10 protein-coding genes are annotated in these 13200 nt (G+C 37.7%); 1 reads left to right on the plus strand and 9 read right to left on the minus strand.

The annotated features are described in order from the left end of the window. Positions 1-1017, plus strand: a 1017-nt coding sequence (locus RLO81_RS03485; RefSeq protein ID WP_350107294.1) for a type II toxin-antitoxin system HipA family toxin, incomplete at its 5' end; no start/stop codon positions are given. 9 nt (positions 1018-1026) lie between these two features. Here the strand turns inward: RLO81_RS03485 and RLO81_RS03490 are convergent. The 9 genes from RLO81_RS03490 to RLO81_RS03530 form a co-directional block, all read right to left on the minus strand. Continuing rightward, entirely contained in the window at positions 1027-1542 is a 516-nt protein-coding gene (locus RLO81_RS03490; protein ID WP_350107297.1) for a hypothetical protein, read from the minus strand. Positions 1543-1762: 220 nt separating this feature from the next. After that, positions 1763-2908: a serine hydrolase domain-containing protein gene (locus tag RLO81_RS03495; RefSeq protein WP_350107300.1), complete on the minus strand. Its 1146-nt coding sequence runs from the start codon at positions 2906-2908 to the stop codon at positions 1763-1765. A 22-nt stretch (positions 2909-2930) separates the two neighbouring features. After that, a complete protein-coding gene (locus tag RLO81_RS03500; protein WP_350107303.1) occupies positions 2931-3791 on the minus strand; it encodes an extracellular catalytic domain type 1 short-chain-length polyhydroxyalkanoate depolymerase in 861 nt (286 codons plus the stop codon). Between the two features lie 145 nt (positions 3792-3936). Then, entirely contained in the window at positions 3937-4590 is a 654-nt protein-coding gene (locus RLO81_RS03505) for a response regulator transcription factor (RefSeq protein ID WP_350107306.1), read from the minus strand. Between the two features lie 81 nt (positions 4591-4671). Continuing rightward, positions 4672-5124 carry a response regulator gene (locus RLO81_RS03510; RefSeq protein ID WP_350107309.1) on the minus strand — a complete coding sequence of 151 codons (453 nt, stop codon included), beginning with the start codon at positions 5122-5124 and terminating at the stop codon, positions 4672-4674. Beyond that, positions 5121-6710 (minus strand): sensor histidine kinase, encoded by a 1590-nt coding sequence (locus RLO81_RS03515; RefSeq protein ID WP_350107311.1) that lies wholly within the window; start codon positions 6708-6710, stop codon positions 5121-5123. Before RLO81_RS03515 ends, RLO81_RS03510 begins: the two co-directional genes overlap by 4 nt. Beyond that, positions 6707-8518 (minus strand): hybrid sensor histidine kinase/response regulator, encoded by a 1812-nt coding sequence (locus tag RLO81_RS03520; protein WP_350107314.1) that lies wholly within the window; start codon positions 8516-8518, stop codon positions 6707-6709. Before RLO81_RS03520 ends, RLO81_RS03515 begins: the two co-directional genes overlap by 4 nt. Further along, the gene (locus RLO81_RS03525; protein ID WP_350107317.1) at positions 8515-8913 is read right to left on the minus strand and encodes a DUF7793 family protein; all 399 of its coding nucleotides are present in this window, start codon (positions 8911-8913) and stop codon (positions 8515-8517) included. Before RLO81_RS03525 ends, RLO81_RS03520 begins: the two co-directional genes overlap by 4 nt. A gap of 171 nt (positions 8914-9084) precedes the next feature. Then, a partial coding sequence (locus tag RLO81_RS03530; RefSeq protein WP_350107320.1) for a sigma 54-interacting transcriptional regulator occupies positions 9085-13200 on the minus strand: 4116 nt, incomplete at its 5' end.

Below are 13200 nucleotides of genomic sequence, written 5' to 3' on the forward strand. Positions count from 1 at the left end.
CGGGTTTTGATGCTGCGTAAAGAAGCTGCCCTGGCCAGGGCTGAAAATCGTAACAAAAAAACCTTATTTGAAACTGACTATTTATTAGGCGTATATGATGAACATCGCATGGGTGCATTACGATTTAAGCTTGACCCAAACCAACCATTTTTAAGCGATGATAAGATTTTAGCAAGTCCCCCCTGGACTTCAATCCGCGAACTCGAACAAATTAGTTTGAAGCTGGAAAATGATGATGCCATTGATCATCCTGATTATGTTAAATGGCTTAATATGTTAGTGGCTCCAGGCTCTTCATTAGGTGGTGCACGACCAAAAGCAAGTGTATTGGATCAAGACAATCACTTATGGATTGCTAAGTTTCCAAGTCAAAAAGATGATATGGACATTGGCGGATGGGAGATAGTAACATATGAATTGGCACTTGCAGCTGGAATAACAATGGCGGAAAGCCAGTCAATGAAGTTTTCCAGTAAATATCATACATTTTTAACAAAAAGATTTGATCGTACAACAAGAGGAAAGCGTTTGCATTTTGCTTCTGCCATGACCTTATTAGGTCATACTGATGGTGCCGATTACCAGGCAAATGTAAGTTACCTTGAATTAGTGGAGTTTATTATGACCCGAGGTTCAAATGTCAATCAGGATCTCGAGCAATTATGGCGCAGAATCGTATTCAGTATTTGCGTTTCTAATGTAGATGACCACTTACGTAATCATGGCTTTATGCTATCAGAAAAAGGCTGGCTGCTATCTCCTGCCTATGATATCAATCCTGTTGAGTCAGGTAATGGACTCAAATTAAATATCTCAGACACTGATAATGCACTAGACCTCAAACTTGCATTAGAGGTATGCCCATTTTTCCGAATATCAAAGGATCAAGCCTTAACTACAATTAATGAAGTAAAGGAGGCTGTAAAAAATTGGCGGCTAATTGCCACTAAGTATGGCATATCAAAAGCAGAGCAGGAATTAAAATCTATGGCTTTTAAACAGGCTGATGAAAATTGAAGCCTACTCTCACTGAGGTCTTCCAGCAAAAACCTCCTCAAAATACAAATCCCACGATTTGGTTTCGTTATGGATTTCGGGTGGCGAAAAAGTAAGGTAGGCCTTGTTCTCTCCTTCCCAGGTTAGCACGGTTTTAAATCCCGGATTCTCCTGATCTGGGAGTGCCAGCTCATACCTCTCCTCAACAGATACAAAGGGCTTGTTCTTTAAAATTTCATTCATGGAAGCTTTGAAAGCTCCGGTTTCATCCTGAGTATGCAGGATTTCTACCCACTCATACCCCATGATGAGCAATACAATTTCACCTTTGCTGTCGTCATGATGTCGGTACACTTTTTTAGTGCCGAGCTTGTAATCCAACACGTAGCCCTTGTCCTCTAAATAGCTCTCTAACTCACTGTATTGCTGGGTTTTGCAATAGTAAGAAGCTGTTATGCCATCAATTATTATTTGCTTTTCCAGCTCTTGAGCGAAGACAAACTGCAAAGCGCAGCTAAATAGTGTAACCAGAACAAATCGAATCATTGTTGAAAGATGTTTAATAAATCTAAACGAAGCAAAGTACTAGCTCGTAGCTGATATTACACGGAATCAAACAGTGGGTGTCTCAATGGTCTTGCCAATTGCAATATTGAGCTAGTCGAAATGTGGTTTATTAGCATTAAACGGACTTCGACATGTCTGTCTGCCGATTGGCAGGTTCAGTCCTACAGATGAAGTTACTTTTTGAGACACCCTCTTTTTTTCACTCCCCCACCAACCACAAACTTTCATAGACCAAAGGAATAAAATAGCTCTCCATGAATCTTCGGTGGCCTAATGACTGTGTCATGGCAACTACTTGTAACTCATTTTTAGGATCTACCCAAAACATGGTTCCGCCCATACCGGCCCAGTAAAAACTATCTTTTGGCAGGTATTCGCCAGCTGTTAACTGAACTCCCACACCAAAGCCAAAACCACTATCGGGGTAAATACTTTCAGGAATACTCCCGATACTCGCAGCGAGTTGATTTTTACTCAATTGCCGAATCACTTCCTCGGGCAACAGATCAGCATATCTCTCCGGGAATAACAGCACATCGAGAAATTTCATGTAGTCATTTGCGGTACTGTACAGGCCGCCCCCTCCGGAGGTAATAACTTTATCATAGGCATACTGATCTTCCAGAAGAGCCGCTTTATCTGCCTCCTTATCATACCTATAAAACTTCACCAGGTTATTGATAGACTCACCTTTATGGATGAAGCCGGTGTTCATCATACCAAGTGGATTAAAAATTTCCCTTCTCATATAATCCTCCAATCTTAGACCGGAGACTTTTTCTATCACCGCACCCAAAACATCGTGGGAAATACTGTATTCCCACGCAGTACCGGGATCAAAACCAAGTGATAGTCCGGAAAGGCGCTCCATGAATTCATTCAAATCTTCACTCTTCTCCAACGGATCATATAACCAATACTGAAAGCCTTGCCAGCTAAACTCGCCCCCATAAGAGAACCCGGCCGTATGGGTCAATATCTGACGAATGGTTATGGGCTCATCCGATTCAAAATCAGTAAAAATTTGATCGAGGCGTGTGTTTAATGAGAGTTTGTTGTCATGCAGGCACTTTAAAGTAGCCAATGAAATGACGGGTTTGGTCATCGAAAATATTCGAAACCGGCTGTCCGCAGTTAAACTCTTATGCTGCTCAATATCAGCCTGACCAAATTGCTGCTCAAAAATCACCGAGTCATGCTGCTTGATCATGACACTTACGCCATGAAGCTTCTTTTCCTGTACCCACTTTCTGATTTTACTTTCCAGTTGGGCGTTCTGTGCCACTAGGGCAGGCCCTGAAAAAAGCAAGAGGAACAAGGCCGTTAGTATGTTATTCAGTTTCATAATTTGTCCGGTTTAGTACTTCTTATTTTCGATTCGCCTCAAAAAACTCCCACATCAACTCATTCATGTTAATGTCGTGTGTGGTTTTTCCTAACGGATAGCCAATATTGAAATCATTAGCTCCGGGCCAGGTATGGCCGCCATTGACAACTTGTACCAGCTTAACCGGCACTTCGCCTTCATGGGTTTTGATGATCACTTTGGTGCCATCATCTGCTTTATCTATTTCGGTAACCACCGCAGTGGTTTTGCTTGCATTGTGCTTCACCCAATGATCGATGGTTTGTTGCGCTGATAAATACGCCTCCCCTTTTCCTCCAAATTCAACTACAAAATCGGCATCACCTTGCACTAACATGACGGCTACTTTGCCTTTGGCTTCATGCCTTTTCTGCACCTGATTGGGAATGGGCGCACCGACTGAGGCTATTGCGGCAAACGTCTCCGGCATTTCAATGGCCAGTCTGTAGGTAAAGAAACCTCCCCTGGAGAGACCTGTTGCGTAAATGGCTTTATCATCAATGTTGTGAGCTTCTTTGACCAGTTTCAAAACCTCTTTTACGTACGACACGTCATCCGTTCCGGTGTCATAATCCATATCGAAGCCTACATTCCAGTTACCATCAACTCCCTGAACGTAAACGACAATGAAGCCATGAGCTTCAGCTGCTTCATTCATTTCGGTGTAATACATTTGCTCTACGGCAGTCATGCCACCACCATGGAAGTTAAAAACCAGCGGAGCTGCCTTAGTGGTATCGAGATTTGTGGGGACGTAAGCGATAAAGCTTCTGTAGCCTTCGCCAAACTTAAAATGCTGTCTTTGTGATACACCAACTGTTACCGTAAACAGACAGATACAACCTATTACTAATGCTTTCATACTTTTTGCGCTCTAATTTTTGAACCATACTTTTTTTTCGATGGCCCAAAGGAATTAGAAGCAAAGCAGAAACTCTGAATCAATGATCATTTCGTCTATTGAAATGATCATTCACTCAGGTCAGGCATCAATAGAAACATTGCTCTTAGGGGGCATTACTTCCCACAAGATCTCTTTCTACAGCATACATGACAAGCCCAACTATATTTTTACAACCTGTTTTGTCTAACAAATTTCGCTTGTGTGTTTCAACAGTACGTATACTAATAAATAGTTGATCAGCAATTTCTTGATTTGAAAATTCAGCGATGATAAGTTTTAGAACTTCTCTTTCTCGAGAACTTAATTCTATCTCTAACGAAATTCTTTTCTTAGGATTTTTCTTTGCAATACGATTGATAATGGCTTCATAAACATCCTTTGAGAAATAATTTTCACCATTTAAAATTTGGTTTATGGCCGTCTTAATTTCTTGTTTTGTCGAATTCTTTAACGTGTACCCATGGGCTCCTAATGAGATCATCTTATTAATGGCACTAGCATCTCCATGCATAGAAAGCACCAATACTTTTTGATCAGGATAATTCCGTTTAATGTTTTCCATCAGTTCCATTCCATCCATTTTGGGCATGTTTATGTCGCAGATGAGAATATCATAGCTGTTATTCTTTAGCAACTCCAGCGCCTCTTCACCATTTGTAGCTTCATTTTTTACTACATAATCCGCATCATCACTAAAGTAGTATTTAATCGCATCTCTTATGAGCTCGTGGTCGTCTATTAATAATATCGTTTTCATCTTCAATTTGCTTTAATTATAAAATATTGCCTCACTTCACAGTATTGAAAACATACTTTTACCTGTTCATTCATTTCGGTGCTATGAGTTCTGATTAATATGTGGAGTGTTAATGACCAACCAATACATACCAACTTCTTTTACTGTTTTTGAGAATTGGTCAAAACTTACAGGTTTACTGATATAGCTATTCACTCCTAGATTATATGCCTCATAGATGTCTTTTTCATCTTTAGACGTGGTAAGAATAGTTACCGGAATGGCTTTAGTAATTGGATTACTCCTAATTTCTTTTAAAACTTCTAATCCGTTAACCTTTGGAAGATTAATGTCCAACAAAATAAGTCTTGGTTGTTCATTAATTGACCTTCCCTCGTACATTCCTCTTCCAAACAAAAAATCCAGTGCCTCCGCTCCATCCTTTACCCATTTAATATTATTCACTAAAGATTCCAGGCCCATTAGCGCCAGTTCTCCATCCTCTTCCCGATCTTCAACAAGAAGTATTTGTACTATATTCGATTCGTTTATCATATTTTCTTTTTTATTAATGGAAGTGAAAAATAGAAGGTGGCACCTTGCCCCTTACTTTCACCCCAAATTTCACCCCCGTGCTTTACTACTATTTTTTTGGCTATGGTAAGACCAATGCCCGTTCCTTCAAATTCAGCGCTGGAGTGCAGGCGTTGAAAGAGTACAAATAATTTATCTTTATATAGATCGTCAAATCCTACTCCATTGTCCTTTACGCTGTATGTGACCATATTTGAATTCACAGTATTGCTTATTGAAATGGTTGCGTTCTCATTCTGAGAAGAATATTTCATGGCATTGGAAATTAAGTTTTGCCATAGTTGTTTCATGAGTCCTGCATCAGCTGACACATTTTCAATGTCATCCACCTGAAAATTGAATTTAACATTTGGAAATAGAAGTTTATTTTCTTCAAATACCGTTAAAGCAAGTGATTTCATATCCACGACTGTCTTACTGAGGGGACGCTGAGTAGTTCTTGCTAATGCCAGAATATCTTCTATAAGATCATCCATATGTGCGGCATTCTTTTTAATAAAATTGACCCATCGGTTGCCTTTTTCTCCCAAAGCATCACCAAAATTTTCATACAATGCATCAGAAAATCCACTTAGGGCGCGAAGAGGGGATCGCAGGTCATGCGATACCGAATAGCTGAACGATCTGAGATCGGCATTTGCTTCCTCTAACTCTTTTATTTTTTCGGCCAACTCAGTAGTACGTAAGGCTACTTTTTCTTCTAGCTGTTCATTGATGAGTTCCAACTTCTTTTGTATCAGCCTGGTGTGCGTAACGTCCTGGTTGGTGCCTATCATTCTCACAGCTTCGTTTAGATCATTGTAGATGACACAGCCCATTCCTGTCAAATACTTTATATCACCATTCTCTAATTGAAGTCTAAATTCAGATCTAAATAATTTATGAGAAGCTATCGATTCTTCAATTTCATCCTTTACACGATTTAAATCTTCTGGATGTACACGATTTGCAAAATCTTCATAGGAATTGCTTAATTCATGTGGTTGATAATTGAATATATTCAACATACAGCTATCCCATTCCAAAGAACCACTCTGTAGATCCCAATCCCAAATACCAATATTTCCTACTTGCAAAGCCAAATTCAATTTGTTGGATTGAATCTCAAGCTCCTTTTTGTCATTATTTAATTGACTAGTTTGTTCCGCTATCCGTTTTTCAAGAATCTCGTTAATCCTCTTTAACTTTTTCAATTTTTCGATGGCAGCTTGCTTTCGAGAATTATAATACAGCAATCCATTGGTGATAAAACCGACTGTAAAGACCAGACACAGTGATATTGGAGTTATAATTCCAGCCCACCAATCATGATTGTTTGATTGTTGTGATGTAGGAAGTAATTTACCACTAGTCGAACTCTCAGCTATATTTTTGGAAGTAATGCTATGACTTACTTCCTGATGAGCTTTCGTGGATGTCGACTTATTATTTTTAGTATTACTTTCACCAGTAAAAGAAAATGAGATAAGGGCCACTACAACATATAGTAGTAAAGTGTTAATCACATTTCTCTTTTTTGGAAATATGGACTTCAACCACTTTATCATTTTACTGGCACTTTAATTTCAATACTAAACCCATTGCCTTTATCAGAAGAATACCGTACTATACCATGGCAGCGTTTCACGCGATGGGTTATATTTTTGATCCCATTTCCTTTACCATTCGCTTCATGAATGTTACAGCCCGACCCATTATCTTTAATATCCAACTTTAAAATTGACTGATCCTGAACCATTGAAAAGTTAAATGTTGACGCTTCAGAATGTTTGAGCATGTTGTTAATTGCCTCTTGTACAATGCGATAAACCTGTGCCGCTATCATCGGACTTATCTCGTCCTCGTTAATTTCAATTTTAATTTCCTTTTCTATACGAGAAGGGATATGATCAAATAAATCCTCAATGGCGTTTTCCAAGCCATTATCTTCAACCATTTTCACAGATAAACTTCTGGAGATATCCCGAATTTCATTTACGGAATCGAGAACGATGGTGCGAACTTTAGCAATTTTTTCATCTTGCTCTTTCATATGTAACTGATCCATATACATCATGGCTGCGGCCAGTTTCGGACCGATGCTGTCATGCAATTCGCGAGAAATGCGTTTTCTTTCACTCTCCTGTATGTTGCTAATAATATCTTCTTGTTTTCGCTCTGGTGTCATATTAACTACAATACCATAGTATTGACCATTATTAGTAGTAAGGTCTGGTCTAATACTTGTTCTGCAGTACTTAATATCATTATCGATAAATATCCTATGTGTTAGACTTAATGCTTGTTTATTCTTAATTGCATTTTGAAATTGCTGCATAAATAGCGCTCTATCGGCTTCATAAACAATGTTGTAGAGTTTACTTAAGGATATTTGATCGTGTTCCGAATTAATGTGGAAAATCTTTAAGAGATTAGCCGAACATCTCAAAATCCCCAGATCATCATTCAACTCAAAACTACCAGCTCCAGAAATTTCTTCAGCTTGACTTAATGTTAATTGATTACGTCTAAGCCTTTCTTCAAGTAGTCTTTTCTCAGTAACATCCCTACTAACACCTACCCATCCAATTACCTTACCGTTGCTTACTATAGGGGTTTTTACAATTTCTAAAATGGAAACCTTACCATTTGACTTCATGTATTCTGTATGAAACCTAAGGGATTTTGCATTTTTTACAACCTTCTCATGAGCTTCTTCGGTTTTATTGTAGATCTCTGCGCAAAAAAGATCTCGATCGGTTTTCCCAATAATATTTTCTTCAGAGATATTAAAATAATTCACAAATGCTTTGTTAACACGTATGTATTTTGCTTCAGTATCTTTGAAGAACATCAAGTCGTCCAAACTATCAAGAATTGAGTTCAGTAAAGCGTTTTTATCTTCCAATTCTTTCAGGTATATCTGAGCTTGTTTTCTTCTTGTTGCTTCTTGAATAACCCTATCAATTACACGATGTATTCGTTTAAGATTTTGCTTCAGAATAAAATCGTAAGCACCTGAATGTAATATATTGACGGCTTCTTCTTCTCCCACTGTTCCAGATAATATAACAGAAGGAATATCAGGTCTGATTTTTTGGGCAATTTTAACCGCTTCTTTTCCATCGAATCCAACAAGGCAGTAGTCACAGATAAAAATATCATATTCGCCCTTCAACTCATTTATCAATTCATCCTTAGTTTCTATCGCTTTAATAAGATAATTACCTGTTTTTGATAACTCAATTTCTAAAAGATCTACATCACTGGAGTTGTCTTCTAAGTACAAGACTTTTATTTGTGTACGTTCATCGAATCCATCCAATCTATCAACGGTTAAATCCATAACCCCTTCCTCCTTTTTACTAAATTTCATAATTCACTTAACCAATTAACTGCTTCCTTTTTATCATTAAATACCTTAGCCGGATACGCCAAATCGTTTAATCTGATGTACTGCTTAAAATAATATACATCTGCTAATGAGCATACCACAAATGCTTCCGCTATCCGGTGTTTGTTGAGCGACTCATTTTCCCCCCAAATCTTGAGTGCATCAAAACTGAGTATATTTTCAGATGATGAAACGTCACTTAAAAACAGCATTTTCTTATTTCCTATGAATTTGTCGAGCACATTAATGTGATCCATGATCGCGTGATGATCGACAATTGGAAAATCTTCTGATATAAATAGTTCGGAATAAAATATCGTCCCATTAATCCAGTGCCTTCCGGTTCTTAATACAATACCTTTTTTTGAACGTTTCACGAAAACGCTATACCAAGGTGTGTGCCAGTAATATAAAAGCTTGTTGTTAAATTTTTAACTGACTGATAGTCAGATATATTCAAAATGTTTCTACTAATCGGTGCAATCAAAAACCCACGGAATACCGAGGCTTACCTTGAGTAGAAATTGACTTCCACGAAATGCCGTGAGTTAATTCGGACGTTCGATGTTAAATTTTTTCATCTTATCACGTAGCGTACTTGGTTTAATTTTCAGTTGAACTGCTGCTCCGTTTTCACCTTCAATTTTCCAATTACAAGATTTCAATACTTGGCGAATATGGTTTTGCATCACTACATCCAAAGAATTATCATGTTCCCATTTTTCCTGGGTAAACGCGCTGTTTGCTACTTCGGGTAAATCAAATGTATTACCAGAACTTAGAATGATTGCTCTTTCAACAGTATTTTCAAGCTCCCTTATATTGCCCGGCCATGTGTAATTTCTCAAATAATCCATTACAGCTTTGGGGATAATAGTCACTTGCTTACCATGCTTAAGATTATATTTTGATGTAAAGTGTTGTACTAAAATAGGTACATCGTCAGGGCGTGAACGCAGTGGGGGTATTTGAATAGGAAAAACATTCAATCTGTAATAAAGGTCTTCCCTGAATTTACCCTCCTTCACCGCTTCTTCTAAATTTTTGTTGGTGGCAGTTATTATTCTTATATCCACTTTTTTGGTTTTGTTGCTACCGAGCCTTTCCACCTCTCCTTCTTGTAAAACTCTTAAGATTTTAACTTGCAAATCCATGGGCATATCACCGATTTCATCCAGAAAAATAGAACCACTATCTGCCAATTCAAACTTGCCAGGTTTTGCAGCAGTTGCCCCCGTAAAAGCCCCTTTTTCATAACCAAACAGTTCGCTTTCAATTAAATCTCTGGGTATGGCAGCAGCATTAACTTTAATCATAGGTTTTATTGAACGGTTACTTACGTTATGGATAGCTCTTGCAATAAGTTCCTTACCCGTTCCTGTTTCACCGGTAATCAAAACGGTGGCATCTGTGTTTGCTACTTGCTCAACTTTATTTAGTACACTTCGAAACTCCCGGCTTTTGAAAACCATATTTTCGTAATCATTGGCCTGTTTAATTTCCTCTTGTAAGTAAATGTTTTCCTGCTCTACCTTGGATTTCAGTTTTTCCAAGATACTGTAGGCCTTTTGCAATTCTAATTTTGATCGGACAATATCGGTAATATCACGAGATACCGTGAGTATGTATTTGACTAATCCATCCTCTAAAATTGGGGTTGCTTTCGTATCAATAGCAAAGAACCTATCGTTGAAGTAGGATTCAGTAGTGTATCGAACAATTTCTATATTTTTCTTAACCTTATCATAGTATTTAAGGTGTTCATCGATCTGATCCTGAGAGTAATTAAGGATGTCTTTAAAGTACGTCAGCATGTTTAGACCCTCTAATTGCCTGTTTTTCACTTGAATACCTGCCCGTACTAAACCTGCTACTGTAGCAACATTAATTGACTCAATAAAATAGCCACCTTTTTCTACCCTCATTAGAAGCATAAAATCGTTAGAACTATTGTAAATTGATGAGAGCTGTTTTTCACTATGTTCTATTCTCTTTTTGCTTAAATATGATTCGGTCACATCATGAGCAACAATCAGTAAATTGGTTACTTTGTCTTCATTGATAATCGGAGTAATGCTCTCTTCCGAAACCATGAGGCCATCTGAAGTTTCAAATTCTTGAACATAAGAATGAGACTTCCTGTTTTTTACAATATTGTCGTAAAGTTTTAGTCGTTTAGAGTAGCGTTCTTTTGGAAGTTTCAGTAAATCTTTGAAGAAATCTTCAACAGAGCTTCCAGTAATTTGATCTTTTTGAACATCAAGACCAAACTTTTGAACCAGCTGCATACACTTCGAATTAATCTCTTCGAAATAGTATATACCGTTTACAATACTGAAGAGCAGAATGTAGTCATTTGTATTTTCATAGATTAACGAGAGTTTACGTTTACGTTTCTGTATTTCTTCTTTAGATCGTTTTTCATTTGTTACATCAATAGCCTGGACGAGGATGTTTTCAGGCTTACCTTTCTGATTTCGTATCAAACTGTAATGTGATGTTGAATAATGTTTTTGTCCTGAGGGATCAGTAAACTCGTCTTCAGTTATAAAAGGTTCACCCTCATCTTTTAATCTATCAATTTGATTTTTTACTTTGCTTTGTAAAATATTGTCGCCTTCCCACCCCGGTGAATTCCAAAAATAACGCCCTACAAAACTCTCTTTTGAAACTCCCTGCGTTATTAGAGCTAAATCATTGATTTCTAATATTTTACCCTCCATATCTAGTAGCGCACTATATTGAAATTGTTGATTGAAAATATTTCGATAAAGCTCTTCACTTTTCTGCAGCCTTTCTTCTGACTCCCTTAGAGGCGTGATGTCTTGAACAGTTCCCACGATCTGTGAAGCTTCTCCTTTACCATCTCTTATGACCTGACCATAACCAAGGATATTTTTGACTTTACCACCAACCACAATGCGATATTCGAGGTTTATTTCAGTGCGCCCATTTCTTTTTATCCTCTCCTCGTAATGGGATTTTACTTTACCCAAATCATCCTTATGAATTCTACTAAAAAAAGCTTCTGTTAGCTCTTCCTTTTCCTCCCTATCAATACCAAATATTTCCTTGAACCTGTGATCATATTTGGATATCTCTTGTAAAGGGTAATTTTCAAATGTTCCAATACCAGCGGAATCGAGCACTAATTGAAGAAAATTTTCCGCCTCTCGAATTTCAGTGATGTCTTGCGAGGCACCCAACATACGTATAACTTCCCCATCGTCATCCCTTATCATTCGACTATGAGCCAGAATATATTTTATTTTTCCATTTACAAGCACACGATATTCAATTTCGTGACTACTTCTGCCACCTTCTGTTAAAGATTCTTGAAATTCTCTCGTCACTCGCTCTTTATCGTCAGGGTGTACTACATTAAAAAAGTGAGCATTTAGGTCTATATTTAGAGTTGGCTCTACTTCAAATATTTCAAATAATCGATCATCCCAGAAAAGTTGATCTTCTTTTGGGTACCAATCAAAAGTGCCGACTTTTGCGGACTCTAAAGTTAATTGCAGCCGTTCTTTATTTTCTTCTAATTTGGCCTGAGACTCTACGGCTGTCGTTATATCTTGTCCCACACTTTGATATTCAACCGGATCACCTGAATCATTAAAAAAAGCTCGATTCATCCACTGATGCCACTCTAGGCTGCCATCTGAAAGTCTAATTTGATTTTGATCATAGTTGACAGGATTGTCAGGGTTTAGCTCATTTATAATTTTTTTTACTCTTTCGAGGCTATTGGCCGGGATTTGATCGTAGAAACTTGTACCAAGTGCCTCCTCCTCAGTAATACCCAATTTTTCACAGTACGCACGATTAACAAATAACCGCTTTCCATCTGGCTTCCAACGCACGATCATCTCTGACTGGTCATCAGCTATGGATCTCATAAATATTTTTTCCTTTTTTAGTCGGTCTGCCAGATTTTTTTGATGATATAAAAGTCCTAGATGCTTGCAAATACTAAATATTAATTCCGATAAATGTTGGTCCTTTTTCTTTGTACCATCATGAAAAAAAGCCATGATACCATGAATCGAATCATTAAATAAAATAGGAAGTGCAAGGCCTGAATTAATTCCCAATTCATTTGCAATTTCAGCTCTTAAAAAGTCTTTACTTTCAGCTAAATTTTCGATCCATAAATATTTCTTTGTTGCCCAAACTCTTCCAGGTAGTCCAACTCCTTTTTCAAATCTGATTTCTTTTGCGGCTTCACAAAAAGCTTGCAGATCTCTTTTCTTACAGTAACAAGCACCACTATATTTAAGCAGTGAGACTTCTTCTTGTGGTAGCCAAATTTCAGCTAACGTCCATTGAGAAAAATCGCATAATTGTTTTAGAACCTCATTAAGCGCTTTTAAAAACACTCCTTCGTAATGGATGATTTCTGATATTTTTAATAAGAGCTCAATTTCTTCTGCCAACCCTACTTCTGCAGTTTGATTTTCATGTATAATAATCGCATGGGGCTTATCTTCAACTATAATTTGCCTGGCCTTTGCTTTAAACCATCTTTTTTGAGTTGGGGAATGACAAGGATAATCTACTTCTGCATACTCTTTTTTACGTGAAAGTATTTTTTTGACCTCGGCTATAAATTTCTCAACTTCCGCCTCGCATTTGTTACAAGCATGGAAATAATTGGCGCC

Source organism: Fulvivirga sp., from assembly GCF_040220315.1.
In the GTDB taxonomy this organism is placed as follows: Bacteria; Bacteroidota; Bacteroidia; order Cytophagales; family Cyclobacteriaceae; genus Fulvivirga.

Bases quoted from the DNA above. Each gene is read 5' to 3' on its own strand.
- RLO81_RS03490 (WP_350107297.1), bottom strand. From the start codon at position 1,542: ATGATTCGATTTGTTCTGGTTACACTATTTAGCTGCGCTTTGCAGTTT.
- RLO81_RS03495 (WP_350107300.1), bottom strand. From the start codon at position 2,908: ATGAAACTGAATAACATACTAACGGCCTTGTTCCTCTTGCTTTTTTCA.
- RLO81_RS03500 (WP_350107303.1), bottom strand. From the start codon at position 3,791: ATGAAAGCATTAGTAATAGGTTGTATCTGTCTGTTTACGGTAACAGTT.
- RLO81_RS03505 (WP_350107306.1), bottom strand. From the start codon at position 4,590: ATGAAAACGATATTATTAATAGACGACCACGAGCTCATAAGAGATGCG.
- RLO81_RS03510 (WP_350107309.1), bottom strand. From the start codon at position 5,124: ATGATAAACGAATCGAATATAGTACAAATACTTCTTGTTGAAGATCGG.
- RLO81_RS03515 (WP_350107311.1), bottom strand. From the start codon at position 6,710: ATGATAAAGTGGTTGAAGTCCATATTTCCAAAAAAGAGAAATGTGATT.
- RLO81_RS03520 (WP_350107314.1), bottom strand. From the start codon at position 8,518: ATGAAATTTAGTAAAAAGGAGGAAGGGGTTATGGATTTAACCGTTGAT.